Origin of the sequence: Microcoleus sp. LAD1_D5 (assembly GCF_036702115.1) — a bacterium.
Taxonomy (GTDB): domain Bacteria; phylum Cyanobacteriota; class Cyanobacteriia; order Cyanobacteriales; family Microcoleaceae; genus Microcoleus.
In genome coordinates, this window is sequence record NZ_JAUBSA010000017.1 from 26,051 (window position 1) to 43,691 (window position 17,641).

The window sequence follows — 17,641 nt, forward strand, 5'->3', positions numbered from 1 at the left end:
GGACGTGTCTTTAAACCCGGAGATCCCCCCCGCCCCCCCTTAATAAGGGGGGAGTAAGAGCATTCTTTCGTCAATCCCTACTCCCTTAATAAGGGGCAACTGGAGTCTTCTTTCGTCAACTCCTACTCCCCTTAAGAAGGGGGAACTGGAGTCTTCAAAGTCCCCCTTCTTAAGGGGGATTTAGGGGGATCGAGACTCGGCGACAAGCGAGATATACAGAGGGTTTTAGTTCTAAGTTGACACCAATGGGATAAAACCAGCCCCTAATTATCCGCGGACGAAGTTAACCGACTTGATGCAGGAGTTACAAAAGTGGCGATATTAGACGGTTTATTTAATGGCATTAGCATCGGCGCTGTTCTACTAATTGCAGCCTTGGGATTAGCCATTATTTTCGGGCTGATGGGCGTGATTAATATGGCTCACGGCGAGTTGATGATGCTGGGGGCTTATACAACTTTCGTGGTGCAAAATGTTTTCAAAGGTATGGGAGGATTTGCTTTTGAAACCTATATTTTATTTGCAATTCCCCTCGCTTTTTTAGTAGCTGCATTGGTAGGATTAATTCTCGAACGCGGAGTGATTCGCTATCTTTACGGGCGGCCGCTAGAAACTCTGCTGGCAACTTGGGGCGTAAGTTTAATTTTGCAGCAGTTTGTCCGCAGCGTTAGTTGGGTGCTGGTAATTGGAATTGCGGTATTTTGTTTGCTGTTTTTTGGCGGTTTGCGGGTGCTGAAATCTCGCAGGGATTTCGATCGCATTCGTAACAAAATTATCGCCCTAATTTTGCCTTTATCTTTGGGTATTTCCTGGGCAGTGAGCGCCTTTTTAGGGCAAACTTACAAACTGGCAGTAACTCAACCTTGGTTTGGCGCTCAAAATGTGGACGTAACGGCACCGAAATGGTTGCGGGGTGGCATACCGCTGGGCAATTTTCAGTTGCCCTATGCCCGAATTTTTATTATTGTGCTAACAGCAATTTGTTTGGCGGGAATTTACCTATTTTTGCAAAAGTCGGTGTGGGGATTGCGGATTAGATCCGTGACGCAAAATCGCAGCATGAGTGCGTGTTTGGGAATTCCTACCGAACAAGTAGACGCGCTGACTTTTGCTTTGGGTTCAGGGTTGGCAGGTGTCGCTGGGTGCGCGATTAGTTTGATCGGTTCGGTAGGGTCAAATACCGGACAAAATTATATAGTCGATACCTTTATGGTGGTGGTTGTGGGCGGTGTCGGCAAGATTGTGGGGAGTGTAGTTGCTGCGATCGCGATCGGCACTGCCAATTACCTGATCGGTTCGGGAACTTTAGCATTAATGTTCGCTCCTGTCAAGCCTTTAGCCGACTTCTTCACATTTTTCGCCACAACCAGCATGGCCAAAGTAATGGTATTCGCTTTAATTATGGCTTTTCTGCAAGTGAAGCCGGGAGGGATTTTCCCGCAAAAAGGACGGACTGTAGAAAATTAAAAATTACAACTGCGAGCGTAGCGAAAAATGCAGAACAAACATCAAAAACCCTGGCTAAAAGAAGCGGTAATTGTCAGCGCGATCGCCCTCACATTCATCTTACTCATCCCAGGAATACTCCCCGACGTTCGCCTCAATCAATTAGGGCGATTTTTAGCACTAGCAATTGCAGCCCTCGGCATAGATTTGATTTGGGGATACACAGGTTTGCTTAGTTTAGGGCATGGGGTGTTTTTTGCGATCGGCGGCTACGCTTTCGCCATGCACCTAAAATTGCAAATTCCCCCAACCGCCAGCAGTCAATTGCCAGAATTTATGAACCTCTACGGCGTTACCGAACTCCCCTGGTTTTGGCAACCATTTTATTCATTTCCCTTCTCAGCATTAGCAGTAGTTCTCATCCCCGCCATCTTGGGCGCACTTTTAGGTTATTTAGTATTCCGCAATCGAATTCGAGGCGTTTACTTTTCAATTCTTACCCAAGCAGCAACCATTGTATTTTTCAACTTCTTTAACGGTCAGCAAAAACTGATTAACGGAACTAACGGACTCACCGACTTTAAAACCTTGTTCGGAGCCACAGTAAATGACCGAGATACTCAATATATTTTCTACATTCTCACCATACTATTTTTAGCAGCAACTTACGCCCTCTGCCGCTGGCTGACCAGCGGGCGTTTCGGCCGCCTGTTAGTAGCAATTCGCGACGACGAAGTGCGCCTGCGTTTCTCAGGTTACAATCCCACAGGATATAAAGTTTTAGTCTTTGCAATTTCCGCCGGTTTAGCCGGGATTGCAGGCGCATTATTTACGGTACAAACCGGAATCATTTCGCCAAAAGCAATGGATATTGCCTTTTCAATTGAAATGGTAATCTGGGTCGCAGTGGGAGGCCGCGCCACACTATCGGGAGCAATATTGGGAACATTGCTAGTCAACTTTGGCAAAAGTTTCTTGAGCGAACAATTCCCCGAAGTTTGGCTGTTTTTCCAAGGCGCCCTATTCCTAATAGTAGTCACAGTGCTGCCCGACGGCTTAGTCGGATGGCTGCAACATCAAGGTTTCGACCAAATCCGCAGCTTGTTCAGAAGACCGAAGTACGCATCTACTTACCCCAGCCTGGAACAAGACCCCCAAGTGCAGCTCGAAAAAGAAGAACTTGAACATTGAGTGCAAAAATATCGTGTAATTTATAAGTAGGCTGACCTAAATAAATGTCACCTACAACAGACAAACAAAGCAATCGCAATAGACTTGGCAAACGCTGCGTTTATCTCTGTCTGAGGAAACGTAATATATATGTCCACCTACTTAGATATCCCTAGCAAACAGCTTCGTTCTTGAACTTGAGGGGAAACATATGGCAGATATTATTGACTACAAAATCTACGGCGACGATTTGCAACTCATCGAAATTGAACTCGACCCCAAAGAAGGCGTCAGGGCTGAAGCTGGAACCATGACATACATGGAAGGGGACATCCAAATGCAAACATCCACAGGCGGCGGCTTATTTCAAGGTTTCAAACGGATGCTGACAGGAGCGGGTTTTTTCATTACCACCTTTGTCAACGCCGGAAATCGCAAGGCCCGCGTCGCTTTTGCCGCCCCTTATCCGGGTAAAGTAATTCCCCTAGATTTAGGCCAACTTGGCGGTAAATTTTTATGTCAAAAAGACTCATTTCTATGTGCGGCCAACGGCATTGAAATTGAGGTAGCATTCACCAAGCGGCTCGGTGCCGGTTTCTTTGGCGGAGAAGGTTTTATTCTGCAAAAATTGCAGGGTGACGGGCTAGCTTTTGTTCATGCGGGAGGAACAATAGTTGAGAAAAATTTGGGTGTTGGCGAAGTGTTGCGAGCGGACACTGGTTGTTTGGTAGCTTTTGCGCCGACTGTAGATTACGATATTCAGTTTGTGGGCGGGTTTAAAAATGCTCTATTTGGCGGCGAAGGCTTGTTTTTAGTCAAGCTAACTGGCCCTGGAAAAGTGTATTTGCAAAGTCTGCCGCTCTCGAAGTTAGCTGAGCGAATTATGGCGGCAGCTCCACCTCCCGTGTCGAGCAGTTCTAGCAGTTTTAGTGTAGAGTAAACTGCTATAAAAAAGTAGTAAGTATGGTGTCCCGGAAGCGGAGAAAATCTGCTTGATAAGGGAGAATTTTTACCTTCTGCACCTACAATAGGTCTGGGTTGTTGTCCATTAGTGAGGGAATTCTTAATTATGAATGGCAAAGTATTAGAAATAGAAAACTTGACTGTTAGTTTTGATGGTTTTAAAGCCATCAACGGTTTAAATTTCAGCATGGATGCGGGCGAACTGCGAGTTATTATTGGGCCCAACGGTGCGGGAAAAACAACTTTTCTCGATTCAATTACCGGGAAGGTGCAGCCGACAGAGGGCAGGGTGTTATTTAAGGGACAAAATTTACGCAAGTTGTCGGAAGATAGGATTTCGCGCTTGGGAATTGGCCGCAAGTTTCAGACGCCGCGAGTTTACTTGAATTTAACGCCACGCGAAAATTTGGAATTGTCTTGCAGCCGCCATAAAAATGTTTTTTCGACTTTGTTCAAGCCTGCTTCGGCTGCTGAAAAACGCACGGTTTCCGGTTTATTAGAAACAATTGGTTTAGTTGCTAAAGCTGATGTTTCGGCTGGTTTGCTTTCTCACGGGGAAAAGCAATGGTTGGAAATTGGAATGTTGGTGGCTCAATCTCCTGATTTGTTGTTGGTAGATGAACCTGTGGCGGGTTTGACGGATGAGGAAACGATGTTAACTGGAGAGTTGCTAGTTTCGCTGGCGGAAAGTCATTCGGTGTTGGTAATTGAACACGATATGGAGTTTGTGCGGCAAATTGCGCGGCAGGTGACGGTGTTGCATCAGGGTGCGGTTTTGTGTGAGGGGACTATGGATGAGGTGCAAAATGACGATCGAGTAATTGAGGTATATTTGGGCAAACCGGAAGAGTAAGAGGAAGGAAGTTCGGCAACGGATTGTGTAACGGATGTAACGGATGTAACGGATATCAGGAAAAAGGAAGAAGGAAGAAGTTATTTGTTAGTTGCTACCAATTTGCAGACCCCCTTACCAATTAAAAACTATGCTACAAATCTCTAATTTGAATGTTTATTACGGCGAAAGTCACATTTTGCGCGATGTCGATTTAAGCGTCATGGCGGGGCAAATGGTTTGCTTGATCGGCCGCAATGGTGTGGGCAAAACTACTATGCTAAAAACGATTATGGGGTTGCTGCAACCCCGCAGTGGCACTATTGCTTTTGGCGGAGAATCTATTGCTTCTAAGTTGACTCACCAGCGGGCTAGATTAGGAATTGGTTATGTGCCTCAAGGGCGTGAAATTATTCCCCGTTTGACGGTTAAAGAAAATTTATTGTTAGGTTTGGAAGCGAAACCAACCAAAATCAAAAATCCTGAAGTTCCTGATGAAATTTTTGATTTATTTCCGGTTTTGAAAACTATGCTCGATCGCCTGGGAGGTGATTTGAGCGGGGGACAGCAGCAGCAGTTAGCTATTGCTAGAGCTTTGATGGGAGAGCCGAAATTGCTGGTTTTGGATGAGCCTACGGAGGGGATTCAACCATCGATTATTTTAGATATTGAAGCTGCGGTGCGCCGTGTGGTTGCGACTAGGGGAATTTCTGTTTTGTTGGTGGAGCAACATTTGCATTTTGTGCGGCAAGCTGACTGGTATTATGCTATGCAAAAAGGGGGGATTGTGGCTTCTGGAAGCACTAGCGAATTAAGCGATGAGGTGATTCAGAGGTTTTTGGCTGTTTGAATTGAAGGAAAAGGGAAGGAGGAAGAAGACCCTGAGCGAAGTCGAAGGGTCTTCTCCCTTCTTCCTTCTGCTATATTATTGATTTTTTCGACCGTCTGGCATTGTGGTGCCGGCCATACTTGCTCGATCGATACTAGCGCCATCTATATTAGCATTGCGGAGGTTGGCATCGGAAAGATTGGCATCTCTCAAGTCGGAAAATCGCAGGTCTGCACCGTCTAGATTTGTCTTTGTCAAGTTAGCTTTTCTGAGGTTAGCGTTGCTGATTCTCGCTCCTACTAATTCGGCTCCGCTTAAGTCTGTGCGAGCTAGATTGGTGTTGACAAAATCTGATATCTCGAAGCGACTACCGCTGAGGTTGGCATCTGATAAATCTGCTCCTGTCAGGATGGGATTTTTTAAGTTAATGTTAACTAATTTTACGGCTCGGAGGTCGCAGCGGGAGCAGCTTTGAGTTAGCAGCAGCATTTCGACGTTGGCGTTGATTTGGTCGATTTGTTGCTGGGAGAAATTTTCGGCAAATTCTGGGGAGACGTAGCCGAGCTTTGTGGGGTCGGCTGGTTTTGGTTGGGGTGTTTGGATTGGGGGTGTTTGGATTTGTTGGGGTGTTTGGATTGGTTGGGGTGTTTGTGGTTGGGGTGTTGGGATTGGTTGGGGTGTTTGGATTGGTTGGGGTGTTGGGATGGGTTGGGGTGTTTCGATGGGTTGGGGTGTTTGGATTGGTTGGGGTGTTTCTATTTGCCCGATCGCACTTAGTTGCAGCCCCACCTTCGGCAGTTCAAGAGTTGCTGCAAAAATTAGTAGGGCGATCGACATTATTGTGAGTTTTTTCATAAATAACTTTTTTTTGCGAAAATACCATTTATATGGTATAATACCTCGAAAAGTTAACATCCTACATTTCGTTAAATAGATCGAAATTCAGATAAAAAACTTCGGAACCATCAGGTGCGCGAATTAACTTTTCTATTACCGGAGGCAGTTGCTGTTGACGGTACAATGCCGGAATTTCGCAGAAGCTTTCTTCGGTAATTTCCAAAATTTTTGGCATATCAGGAATGGGAATCCCCAACCGATCGCTTTTATTTAAGGTACAAATAATCAGGTATTTGCACTCCGTAATGCTTGGACTGCGGGGAAATATTTTGGATAAATTAATTAGGGTAATCAGTTCTTCTTGGTGCCGCAATAAACTATTACCGCTAGGTAAAGTGGCGTAGGCATTAAAGTTTTTAACAATGCGCTCCACTCGTTCAATAGGAACAGCATAGTAAATATTTCCTAGTTCAAAGGAAACAAATTTTTTAGGGGCAATTCTAACAGTGGCTTGTTTGTTGCTGCGAAATCGGCGATTGTAATTAGCGTGAGTCATGCGATTTTAGATTTTATATTTTAGATTTTAGATTGAAGAATTATTCGATTTTAGATTGAAAATTATTGGATTTTAAATCAAAGAATTATTTAATTTTAGATGGAAATTAAATAATTCTTTGATTTAAGATTGAAGATTATTTAATTTTAGTAGGTGCGTCTGCTGCGTAGATTACCCCTATAATTCGCGTATTCAATTAGTTTTTACCTAAGTTTTGTTTGAGATTAGATCTTATTGGATGTGAAATTTGAGATTGTGGATTAAATTATTGATTGGTGGATTAATTTGGGGATAGCTTGTAAAAGTTGGGCTTCGCTGTAAGGTTTGGTGAAGTATTGATTTGCGCCTAATTCCATTGCCATTTGCCGATGTTTTTCCCCGCTACGGGATGTCAGCATGGCTACGGGAATCTTAGCAAACCGCTCGGTCGATCTGATCGATCGCAACAATTCAAATCCATCCATCCGGGGCATTTCAATATCCACGATCGCCAAACTGCAATCAAGACCATTTTGCAACTTTTCGAGGGCATCCACACCGTCTTTAGCTTGTACCACCCGGTAGCGAGCACGAGTCAGTGTCAGAGACAGCAACTGGCGAATTGTATAGGAATCATCCACTACCAAAATCTGCGGTGACTGACTCGCACTCGCCGGTATCTCCTGCACTTTACCGGAGACAGCGGCGATCGAACTATTTACCCCAGGTTGGCCCACCAAATCGTCCACATCCAGAATATTCACCACGCGCCCGTCCCCCAAAATAGTAGTCCCCAAAACCCCACGAGGCTTGGATAGAGGCGGTGGCAAAGGTTTAACCACAATTTCCTGCTGACCGATCAGCCGTTCCACGGCCACCGCCAGCATTCCTTCGGTAGAAGCTAAAACTAGAACCGGAATTTCGTCTTGGGTCAAAGGGTCAGGAGAGGGGGCATCGGGCCCGACGACACTGTATTCGAGCAAATCTTGCATCCTCACCAAACGAATAAATTCCTCCCGCCACCAAAGCATCGGCTGATTGCCGGCGGTGTGAACTTCCGAGGCTTTAATGTGCAGAATTTCCTCGACTGCATCCAGCGGCACTGCTATTTTATTGTGATCGGTCTTCACCATCAAAGCATCAGTAATCGACAGTAGCAGTGGCAGTTTAATGATAAAACTCGTACCTTTTCCCAGGCGAGAGTCTACCTTCACAGTCCCCCGCACAGTCCGCAAATTTGTTCGCACCACGTCGAGCCCAACTCCCCGCCCCGAAAGGTCGCTGACCCCTTCTGTAGTGCTGAAATCCGGCCAAAATAGAAAATCGTAGAGTTCGGCAATGGAAAATTCTTGAGCTTGTTCCTCCGTAGCCCAACCCTTTGTGACAATTTTACGGCGAATGATTTCCGGGTCAATGCCTTTGCCGTCATCGGCAACAGTAATAATAGTTTGGCCGCCTTGGTGGCGGGCTTCTATTTCAATTTGACCGCTGGCCGGCTTGCCGCTTGCTTTCCGAACTTCGGGCATTTCGATGCCGTGGTCGAAAGCGTTTCTCACTAAGTGTATTAAGGGGTCGCGCAAAGCATCGAGCAAACTTTCGTCAATTTTGGTATCTCTTCCCATTAGCAGCAGGTTGACCTCTTTATCGTATGTGAGACACATCTCCCGGAGCGCTCTGGGCAAGTGATCGACGGCGCGGCTGAAACTCACGACTCGCAACTGCATGACGCGGCTGCGTAGTTGTTCGGTAATGCGGCGCAGTTGGTCGGTACTGCGCTCGAATTTGATGGCTAAGGTGTCTAATTTGGTGGCGGATTGAGAAATTGCTTGGGCAGTTTCGATGACTTCTGCGGCTGTCGAGTGGAACTCTGTATAACGATCCATCTCTAAGATATCGAAGTGAGCATGGGCAGGAGAGGATTTGCCGTTAGCAATCATTGGGAATTCTGTTTCTGCTGCTGCAAGTTTTCCGAATCCAGAGTTGCCGTTTACCCCTCTCCACTCTGCAAAACTCAGTCTGTCGTATTCTTCTCGCAACTGACCGCCGAATTGGTTCAAATCTACGATACTGCGGCGGATGCGCTTGACTTCGCCACGCAGTTCGGATTCTTGAAGTTCTAAATTTGTACGGTTGATGACTAATTCGCCGACTAGATTCACCAATTCAGTTAAGCGTTCTAAGTCTACCCGGATTGTCGGCCTTTGCGGGTTGGGGACTGGGAGAGTCGGGGAGTCGGGGAGAGTCGGGGAGGGAGAGGGAGAGGGGAGGAGAGTCGGGGAGGGGGAGATTTCCGGGGATGTCGGGGAGTCGGGGAGTCGGGGGGAGTCGGGGGGAGTGGGGGAGGGGAAGATTTCGGGGATGTCGATCGCCCTTCCTTCCAGTATTTGTTGGCGTGCGGTTTGCAAGTTTTGGGCGATCGCCCAACCCTCGGATTGCAACCGTTCTAGAGTCAAGTTTGGAGAGTCGATCAAATCTCTCAGGGGCGCGGCAACTTTCCCAAAATCCGGCAATTGCAGCATTCCAGCCAAACCCGAAAGTTGGTAGTAAACCTGGTTGAGGGCGGTGACGCTTTTTGCCAAATCTGCCTCGGAAGCTTGGGAAAGTTCGGTTTCTAAGCGATTGAAGAGTGGCGGCACTTCATGTTCAAAAATCAGTTTCAGGGTTTCCGGGGCGGGCGATTGGCTGGCTGCGGGGACGGGCGACGGTTCTGACTTGCCGTACTTAGCCTGGAACTGATCGAAAATTTGGGCGATCGCCTCCAAGTTTTCCGTTTGATCCGGAGTTGTGACATCGGAGTGTTGAACTGATTCGATCGTAATCTTTTTGAGAGCATCCACCCCCTGCAGCAAAACACTCACAGTAGTCGGTTCCAGAGCCGACAAGTCTGTGCGATCGCGCAAAATGACAAAACAGTCCTCCAGCGTGTGAGCTGCGACCGACACGTTTTGAAAGCCCAACATCGAACCCGCACCTTTAATCGAGTGAGCCGCCCGAAACATTTCTTTAACTGCCGCTTGTCGCTCTTTCAAACCCGCCGATTCCATCGCCAGCAGATTCGTCTCCATTGACTGAAGAAACTCTTCGCATTCTGCGGTAAAAGCATTTATTAATTCGTTTAAATCGTGATCATTCATATGAGCCTGTTGTCTGTTGACAGTTAACTGTTGTCTGTTGGCAGTTTTTTTATATATATGTCCCGTTCTTTAACTGTAATTGTTGTCGGGGCGGGTTCACGATTATTTATAACTTCGCATTCAGGAAATTTGTCAACCCGCCCCAGCAACAACGATAGTTATTAGTTATTCCTATAACAGTCAACAGTCAACCGTCAACCGTCAACTGACTAACTGCGGAAATTCGCCACCGACTTTTGCAATTGGCCCAGAGAACCAGACAACTCGTCCAAAGATGCTTTGACATCCGCACCTTTTTGTGCGGTCGTATTCGCAATCTCGTTGACTTGCTGCATACTGTTAGCAATTCCCTCAGCCGAAACAGTTTGCTTGGCAGATGCGATAGTAATATTCTGCACTAAAGCATTCATTTCTCGACTAACTTCGATAATGGCATTGAGGTGAGTTTTAGCTTCGCTTGCCAGCTTAGTGCCTTCCACTACCTCCAGCGTCCCGGATTCCATTGCCTTCATCACGCGGCTGATTTCTTCTTGAATTGTACCGACAATTTCCGAGATTTCCTCCGTAGCGCCGGCGGATCTTTCTGCTAATTTCCGCACTTCTTCGGCAACAACTGCAAAGCCTAAACCTTGTTCGCCGGCTCGCGCCGCCTCAATAGTAGCATTCAGAGCTAATAAATTAGTTTGCGAAGCAAGTTGAGAAATCGAAGTCACAATTTTGCCAATTTGCTGCGAAGATTCGCCCAAACGCTTCATCATTTTTGAGGTAGAAGCGATCGTCAACCGCAGCCCGTTAATGCCTTCGACAGCTCGATCGACAGCCATACCGCCGACTTCAGCGGTGTGAGAAGACTGCTGGGCGACTGTTTCGGCGCGCACCGAAACATCTCGCACGTCGCGAATCGAATTCACAATCCGCTCGATTTCCCGCATGATGGCAGATATTTTTGCTGCTTGAATTTCCGCCTGTTGGGTGAGTTGACTGGTATTGTTAATTGACTCGCCCGTGGCAGATGTTACCTGTTCAGCTAAAGTTTGAATTCCCGTTACAACTTTCCGCAGAGAACCGATTAAGAAGTTAAAAGAGTCGGCGACAGCACCTAAAACGTCGTTTGTCACTTCCGCCCTAACTGTCAAGTCGCCTTGAGCCGCGCCTTTAATTTCTCCCAACAATTTAAGGACTTGCTGCGTCAAAGAATCAGCTTCAGCTTTGCGTTCTGCTGCCAATTTTCCTAGTCGTTCTTCTGCTTCTTTGCGCTCGGTGATGTCAAAGCGAATGGCGATATATTTGACTATTGTGCCACTGGTATCAAAAATGGGAGATATCGTCGAATCTACCCAGTAAAACGAGCCATCTTTGCGTCGGTTTTTAACTTCCCCTTTCCACACCAAACCGCGAGAAATTGTCACCCACATTTCTTCAAAAAATGATTGGGGATGGTAGCCTGAATTGACGAGGCGATGGTTGCGGTGCAGGAGTTCTCCTATGCTGTAACCGGAGATTTCAATGAATCGGTCGTTGACGTAGGTAATCATGCCTTGGAGATCAGTTTCGCTGACTATCGCAGATTCGTCTAGGGCATTTTGCCGCGTTTTGAGTTCTTGCAGCAAGCGTTCCTGTGCCTCGGCCAACTGCTGCATTTGCTGCTGGGATGCTCTTTGTTCGGTGACGTTGCGGCAAACTACTACGCCTCCTTTAAGCGCCCCCGTTTCGTCTTTGAGTGGCCGGCCGTTAATTTTCACCCACAGGCCCTCTGGCTTGCCTGCGTGGCGGGTGAAAAGGTCTACTTCGTCAACGGCTTCTCCTCGAACCGTGCGCGCTAAAGGTATTTCGGCTGGGGGATAGGGAGTTACCGTATCGGGCAAGAATAAACCGTATTTTGCCGACCATTCGTTGGGAATAGCATCTGTAGCACCCTTGCCAAACATATTTTCGGCGGCGGGGTTGAACAAAAGAAAATTGCCTTTTTCGTCGGCAGCAATTATGCCGTCGCCAATGCTGTTTATTAGCAGTTCCAAGAGATTGCTTTGCTGCCGAAATTGGTCTTCGGAACTGGCTAATTGGGCTGTTGTTTTTTCCAGTTGCACCATCGCGTGTTTGCTCTCGGTAATGTCGCGAGCCACTGCATATATGAACTTTTGTTCGGCTTCAGGTCGCGCTTTCCACGACAGCCACTTGTAGGAACCGTCTTTGCAGCGGTAGCGATTTTCAAAAGCGATTGTTTCGACGCCGCTGGATAATTTGCCGGTTTCGGCTACGGTTTGTTCGTGATCGTCTGGATGGACGAAATTGATAAAAGGTTGGTCTTCCAGTTCTTCTAGGTTGTAGCCGAGGATTTTTACCCAAGCGGGATTGACGCGCTTGAATTTGCCTTGAAAATCTGCAATACAAAGCAAGTCTAGGGAAAGGGTAAAAAATCGATCGCGCTCTAGTTCTGCTTTTTTGCGATCGGTAATTTCGATCGCCACAGCCCCGATACCGATGGGTTTGCCGTCAGATCCGGGCAAAGGAAAGTATGACGCCAGCCAATCTCGCAGGACGCCCGGTTCGTTGAAGATTGATCCCGACACCTCAAGGTTTAACAACGGTTGGTTGGTGGCGAGAACCTGCTGCAACATCGGCTCTTGGGTATCGCTCATTTCGGGTATAACTTCCCTCACCGTCTTACCGAGGTGTTCGGCAACTGAGACGCCGGTGGTTGCCGTTAATTTCTCGTTGACTTGCACGAAGCGCAACTGCTCGTCAAAAATACACATTGAGGCCGGGGCGGCTGTGAAAAATGCGTCAAAGCGGGTTTGACGCACAACTAATTCTCGTTCTAGGGCTTTGCGATCGCTGATGTCGCGGCCTTCTGGAATTAGCATCAAGACTTTGCCACTGTCGTCGGTGATGGGTTTGATGGAGAAGTCAACGGTAGCCACTGCACCGTTGGCAACTAGCACATCCACTTCGTAACGGACTACCTCGCCCGCCGCGGCGAGGGCGATCGCTTCTTGTATCTGTTGCTTGGTTTCCGGGGAAATCTGCCACCACAGGGTTTCGGAAAACGGAGTGCCTATTATTTCTTCGCTCCGCAGGCCTGCCGCGGCGAGGGCTGTTTGGTTGGCTTCCAAAACGGTGCCGTCCGGTTTGAGCAGACCTATGAATTGGAACGATTGGTCGAAAATGGCTCGGAATAGTCTTTCGCGATCGCGCAGCATCTCTTCTGCGCGTTTGCGATCGCTGATGTCGCGAGTAACTGTTGCGAACCCCATAGGCTCGTCGGTTTCTGGGTGTTTGACTGTAAATAGGGTGAAGTCAACCGGAAAGTCTTCGCCGGTTTGAAAGTTCCTCAAGCGGAATTCACCCTGCCAAAAACCGTCTCGCACAGTAGCCGGCACGATTTCTTCTTTGAAAATCTTAGCATCTTCTACTGAGAAGAAGTCATACATACTTTTGCTTTTGACTTCTTCAATATTTTGCAATCCTACTTGCTTAAGTCCAGCGGCATTCAGGTATGTTGCCTCTCCCTCCATGGTTGCCGTGCCGATAAAATCCGAGCTGCTTTCTACGATGGCAATCAATCTTTGCTTTTCGATTTCGGCTTGCTTGCGATCCGTGATGTCGTTGTTAGTTTCTAAAATTGCTTTGGGTTTTCCCTGTTCGTCTCGCTGTAAATTCCAGCGACTGAAGACGGTGATTTTGGTATCATAATTGGTGGTGTGAATTATTTCTCCTTCCCAATAATCCTGCTCTTCTAACTGTGCCGAAATAGCTGCTAAACGCTGGGGAAAAATGCTGTGCAATAGAGTATGGGTGAGTTTCCCCAAGGCTTCTTTTTTTGTCCAGCCGTACATCCGTTCGGCTCCCTGACTCCAATAATTAATCGTGCCGTCCATATCCCGAACAATCAAGGCGTCGCTGGCAAGGTCAAGCATTTGCAAGTTCTGCTGCAAGGCTTCTTCTGCGCGCTTGCGTTCTGTAATGTTGCGGGAGATCGTTGACAGAAATTCAATTTCTCCGTTCTCGGATTTGTGAGCAATAATTACTTGAGAAACTGGTATTTCTTCGCCGTCTAAACTCTGCCAAACAGTCTCGCCACTCCAGGCCCCGTCCCGGCAAGCTGCGGGGATGCCGACGTTCACCATAGTGTCGATACTTTTGGGGGATGTCAGGTCAGAAATGCTGATTCCGGTTAAATCTCCGTCTTGGCCAACTCCCAACATTTCTCTGGCTGCGCGGTTGAGATAAATGGGGCGCTGTTGGGTGTCGGCTATGCCTACCCAGTCTGTTGTGGTTTCTAAAATTGCTTTGAACCGCAATAGTTCTTGTTCAGATTTCCGGCGAGCTGTGATGTCGCGCGCCAAGCCGAGCATTCCTAAAATGTTGCCTTCTGCATCTTTGAGGGGCAATTTCTGGGTGTCGAAGCTGTGTACTTTGCCGTCGGCTAAGGCCGCTAAGTCGTTGGAAACGGGGGCGACCTGGTTGCTGGCCCGGAAGTTTTGGATTTGGTTCTCGGAATCGGTTTGGGCGTGGAAGTTGGGGAAGATTCGATCGACCGATATGCCGATTTCTGCGTCGTCTTTGCCGATAATTTCTGCTTTAGTTTTGCCGAAGGCGGCGGCGAAACCTGCATTGACTAGGGTGTAGCGCAAGTTTCGATCTTTGACGAAAATGCAGTCTGGCGTAGCGTCAATGACTGTCCGCAGCAAGTTTTGGGAGCTTTCTGCTTCTGCGAGTGTGTGTCGCAGTTGTTCTTCCATTTGCACGCGGTTGGTGATATCTCTAATCGCGCAAACGAGAAATTGTCTGCCGTCGGCATCTATAAAGGTAGATTTTTTGGCGGAGACAAAGCGGGTGTTTCCTGCTCGGTCTGTAATGGTTTTTTGAAGTTCGGTGCTGGTATTTGTCAAGAAAACTGATTCGTCTTTTTCTCGATATGTCTCTGCTTCCTGTTTGGGCAAAAACTGGTCGTAGGATTTGCCAATTAGTTCTTCTCTGCTGTGACCTAGGTATTGACAAAAGGCATCGTTTAATATTAACCAGCGGTGCTGTTTGTCTTTGACATAAATCGGGTCTGGGATGCTGTTGAGGATGTTATTTAAGAATTGTTCTGAGGCTTTTAATTGCTCTTGGACTGCGGTGCGATCAAGAATTTCCTGTTCCAATTGTGTGTTAGTTTGCAGGAGCTGCTCGGTTCTTTCATTCACTCGCTGCTCTAGTTCTGCGGTTAGCTGCTGCAAGGCGGATTCTGCCTGTTTACGCTTGGTAATCTCCCGACCTTCTGCGAGGATTTGAAATACTTCTCCTGTTGCATTTAACAGCGGCTTAAATGACAAGTCAATTACTGTTACCTGATTGTTAGCTCCGGTGATTTCGTATTCTTCCCGGACAAAATTACCGACCGAAACTTGTTGAATGTTTGTTTTTAGGCGCTGCTGGTTGGCGGTCGATGATGCCCAACAAGGTGTCAGCCAAAATTTCATCCCCAGCACTTCTGATGCTTGCAAATCGTGCAATTTTAGCGCTGTCTGATTGGCTTCGATCAGAGTACCGTCTGCCTCCAATAATGCGATCGCTTGAAAAGCTTGGTCGAAGATTGCGTGAAATCGTTGGGTAGTTTCGCTCAGCGCTTGTTCTGTTTCTTTTTTAGCGTTAAGGATGCGGGTGGAACCTACTAAGAAGCCGTAGCGGTTGGACAAACTCAAAAAAGCGATCGCCGCAATTACAGTGATCCAATCGAACACAGTTTGCACCACCGGAGAGTGCGGCAGTCCTAGGTATTCGGCAGCGTGGCCACTGTGGCCGAAAGCGCAGGTCCAAAATATGGCTGCTGTGACTGTGGCGAAGATGTCGAACCCGAATTGACGGTTTCGCCACAAACCTAAGCTGATTAGCCAGGCGATCGCAAAGTAACATCCAGAAATGATGACATTAGCAGCCCCAGCTACCAGCGATGGGGAGAAGTCAGGCAATGTCAAGGTGAAAGTTGTTGCGATCCAAGTATAGAGAAGTTTGATCATAAAATTAAGGATGGGCAAATCGGATGCGGGCGATCGTTAGTTAAATTTATAGATGCAAAGCCGTTGCAGACTTATGTGTATGGTGGATTTTTACCAGCGTTCGGAATGGGCGATCGCTTCTACATCGACAATCATTAGCAAGCGTCCTTCGGAATTGTACAGACCTTTTAAGAATGGAGCTAGGTCGGGACTGACATCTAGTGCTGAGACAATGCGATCGGGATAGAGAGGTAAAACTCCTTCGACGCGGGAGACAGCTAATCCCACGCGGATTCTCGACAACAATCTCACGTCTCGTGGATCGGGCGCTTCTACAACTAAGATGCGGCTGTTTGGGTGGTAGATGTCAACCGACTCAATAGCGACGAACAGTCCGAAGTCTGCTACTGCTAAGATTTCGCCCCGCAAGTTGGTTAATCCCAGCAAAAATGGCAGGGTGTTGGGAACCAGGGAAATCGGTTGTTCCTTGAGGGAAAGGACTTCCCGCACTGCCTCTAATTCTATGCCGAACAGACTGCCTCCTTGACCGAACAGGAGAAATTGCTTTGTTATACTTGTCTGATTCCCCCCAGCGGGGGGAGCCGTTATTTTCATGGCTTATTTTTAGCTTATAGTGTAGCTTAAAAATTATAATTTTGCTGTGACCCTAAAGTCGATCGCCGATCGAGTTTTTCCAAATCAGTTTGGGTGCATCAAATGTTGCGGTTAAATAAATCACGGGTAGGGCAAATAAACAGGTCGCTATCATTAAACATAAAACTTTTATGGGGTTCAAAAACCCTGTTTATTAAAAAAACGGGGTTTATCGGCATAATGTTTTTTGGGAAGCTGCCGATGACTTTATATTTTGTTTACGCCGAAAGCAGACGCTGCACGATGTGGACGAGTTGCTGAGGTTCAAAGGGTTTGCTAACGTAAGCGTCAGCCCCTAAATCAGTTCCCCAAGCTTTATCGATCTCGGTATTTTTATGAGTACAAAATACTACGGGCAATTTGGCAGTTGCGCGATCGCCCCGCAATTCTCTAATCACTTCAAACCCGTTCATGCGCGGCATCACTACATCTAAAACGACCAAAGCCGGAGGGGTTTTGCGGATCATGGCGATCGCTTCTTCGCCGTCGCCTGCCCGGATCACATCTAGTCCGGCATCTTGAAGAATGCGACAGATGATTTCTAGTTCGCTCTTAACGTCGTCCACTACTAAAATTTTTGACATGATTCCACACTTCCTGGCTGTTATTGACAGCGGACTACGTTTATTCAGAAGCTGGCGCGACCGGCGGCGATGAGATTAGACCGCTTTGCGGACAAATTAATGTACTTCCAGATACAATATAGCCGATCGTATAGGTAAAGGTTGGCTATTAGCGATAAAAAGCGATAAAAATTTACTTGACTAACGGCATCGCTCTGAATAAATTAATCGGCAATTAGTAATTAATTCTTGGTGATTCGCTGTGTTGAAACCAACAGCTCTTAGTAGAAGGAGCGATTGCGGTACCAAAGCGGGATTTTCTACGTATTTTTTTGAGCTTTGTTCCCAATTATCTAGTTCAGTGCCTTGCCTAAGTGGTGCTGGTTAAGTTATTTAATTGGCGCAAATAACAGCAAGTTAAAAGTAGCTAGGGCGCGCTTACTACTGGGAATGAGAAAATTTTTCACTTAATAAACAGCACTAAATTGCTGAGTTAGGGCTGTTATTTAATTAATAATAGAAGCCCAATTTGAGGATGGTAACAATGACATTTAAAGAACTTTATTGTCTGTAATTTATAATTTTCGGGCAAAATAAATTGACCGCGGGGCAGTCCCATTTTACCCAGTCGAGGAGTGTTCGGTTCACCACAACTACTACCAGGAGGCGATCGTCATCCTTGAGCTTGATTGTGGGC

Annotated in this window: 11 protein-coding genes; 5 read left to right on the plus strand and 6 right to left on the minus strand. The window is 47.1% G+C overall.

Annotated elements, in window-relative coordinates; translation table 11 throughout:
* Positions 1–312: 312 nt before the first annotated feature.
* The 5 genes from QUA70_RS10210 to urtE all read left to right on the plus strand — a co-directional run bounded on the left by QUA70_RS10210 (position 313) and on the right by urtE (position 5,261).
* Positions 313–1,467 carry an ABC transporter permease subunit gene (locus QUA70_RS10210; RefSeq protein WP_333346752.1) on the plus strand — a complete coding sequence of 385 codons (1,155 nt, stop codon included), beginning with the start codon at positions 313–315 and terminating at the stop codon, positions 1,465–1,467.
* A gap of 27 nt (positions 1,468–1,494) precedes the next feature.
* The gene (gene urtC / locus QUA70_RS10215; protein WP_333330655.1) at positions 1,495–2,637 is read left to right on the plus strand and encodes an urea ABC transporter permease subunit UrtC; all 1,143 of its coding nucleotides are present in this window, start codon (positions 1,495–1,497) and stop codon (positions 2,635–2,637) included.
* A 190-nt stretch (positions 2,638–2,827) separates the two neighbouring features.
* Positions 2,828–3,556, plus strand: coding sequence for a TIGR00266 family protein (locus QUA70_RS10220; protein ID WP_333330658.1), 729 nt, complete (start codon positions 2,828–2,830; stop codon positions 3,554–3,556).
* 129 nt (positions 3,557–3,685) lie between these two features.
* On the plus strand, positions 3,686–4,432 hold the full coding sequence (urtD, locus tag QUA70_RS10225) for an urea ABC transporter ATP-binding protein UrtD (RefSeq protein WP_333330660.1): 747 nt from the start codon (positions 3,686–3,688) through the stop codon (positions 4,430–4,432).
* Between the two features lie 130 nt (positions 4,433–4,562).
* Positions 4,563–5,261, plus strand: coding sequence for an urea ABC transporter ATP-binding subunit UrtE (gene urtE, locus QUA70_RS10230; protein ID WP_333330663.1), 699 nt, complete (start codon positions 4,563–4,565; stop codon positions 5,259–5,261).
* Positions 5,262–5,336: 75 nt separating this feature from the next.
* On the opposite strand, the gene QUA70_RS10235 is transcribed toward urtE, so the two are convergent.
* The 6 genes from QUA70_RS10235 to QUA70_RS10260 all read right to left on the minus strand — a co-directional run bounded on the left by QUA70_RS10235 (position 5,337) and on the right by QUA70_RS10260 (position 16,965).
* Positions 5,337–6,095 carry a pentapeptide repeat-containing protein gene (locus QUA70_RS10235; protein ID WP_333346748.1) on the minus strand — a complete coding sequence of 253 codons (759 nt, stop codon included), beginning with the start codon at positions 6,093–6,095 and terminating at the stop codon, positions 5,337–5,339.
* A 61-nt stretch (positions 6,096–6,156) separates the two neighbouring features.
* Positions 6,157–6,633, minus strand: a complete 477-nt coding sequence (locus QUA70_RS10240) for a chemotaxis protein CheW (protein WP_333346744.1) — start codon at positions 6,631–6,633, stop codon at positions 6,157–6,159.
* Positions 6,634–6,893: 260 nt separating this feature from the next.
* A complete protein-coding gene (locus tag QUA70_RS10245) occupies positions 6,894–9,746 on the minus strand; it encodes a hybrid sensor histidine kinase/response regulator (RefSeq protein WP_333346741.1) in 2,853 nt (950 codons plus the stop codon).
* A gap of 209 nt (positions 9,747–9,955) precedes the next feature.
* Positions 9,956–15,748 carry a PAS domain S-box protein gene (locus QUA70_RS10250; RefSeq protein WP_333346738.1) on the minus strand — a complete coding sequence of 1,931 codons (5,793 nt, stop codon included), beginning with the start codon at positions 15,746–15,748 and terminating at the stop codon, positions 9,956–9,958.
* A gap of 90 nt (positions 15,749–15,838) precedes the next feature.
* Positions 15,839–16,342: a chemotaxis protein CheW gene (locus QUA70_RS10255; protein ID WP_333330677.1), complete on the minus strand. Its 504-nt coding sequence runs from the start codon at positions 16,340–16,342 to the stop codon at positions 15,839–15,841.
* Positions 16,343–16,599: 257 nt separating this feature from the next.
* Positions 16,600–16,965, minus strand: a complete 366-nt coding sequence (locus QUA70_RS10260) for a response regulator (RefSeq protein WP_333048274.1) — start codon at positions 16,963–16,965, stop codon at positions 16,600–16,602.
* Positions 16,966–17,641: the final 676 nt, after the last annotated feature.

What these genes read in the sequence shown, in the direction of transcription:
- urtC (WP_333330655.1), top strand. Translation starts at nt 1,495, where the DNA reads ATGCAGAACAAACATCAAAAACCCTGGCTAAAAGAAGCGGTAATTGTC.
- QUA70_RS10220 (WP_333330658.1), top strand. Translation starts at nt 2,828, where the DNA reads ATGGCAGATATTATTGACTACAAAATCTACGGCGACGATTTGCAACTC.
- urtD (WP_333330660.1), top strand. Translation starts at nt 3,686, where the DNA reads ATGAATGGCAAAGTATTAGAAATAGAAAACTTGACTGTTAGTTTTGAT.
- urtE (WP_333330663.1), top strand. Translation starts at nt 4,563, where the DNA reads ATGCTACAAATCTCTAATTTGAATGTTTATTACGGCGAAAGTCACATT.
- QUA70_RS10235 (WP_333346748.1), bottom strand. Translation starts at nt 6,095, where the DNA reads ATGAAAAAACTCACAATAATGTCGATCGCCCTACTAATTTTTGCAGCA.
- QUA70_RS10240 (WP_333346744.1), bottom strand. Translation starts at nt 6,633, where the DNA reads ATGACTCACGCTAATTACAATCGCCGATTTCGCAGCAACAAACAAGCC.
- QUA70_RS10245 (WP_333346741.1), bottom strand. Translation starts at nt 9,746, where the DNA reads ATGAATGATCACGATTTAAACGAATTAATAAATGCTTTTACCGCAGAA.
- QUA70_RS10250 (WP_333346738.1), bottom strand. Translation starts at nt 15,748, where the DNA reads ATGATCAAACTTCTCTATACTTGGATCGCAACAACTTTCACCTTGACA.
- QUA70_RS10255 (WP_333330677.1), bottom strand. Translation starts at nt 16,342, where the DNA reads ATGAAAATAACGGCTCCCCCCGCTGGGGGGAATCAGACAAGTATAACA.
- QUA70_RS10260 (WP_333048274.1), bottom strand. Translation starts at nt 16,965, where the DNA reads ATGTCAAAAATTTTAGTAGTGGACGACGTTAAGAGCGAACTAGAAATC.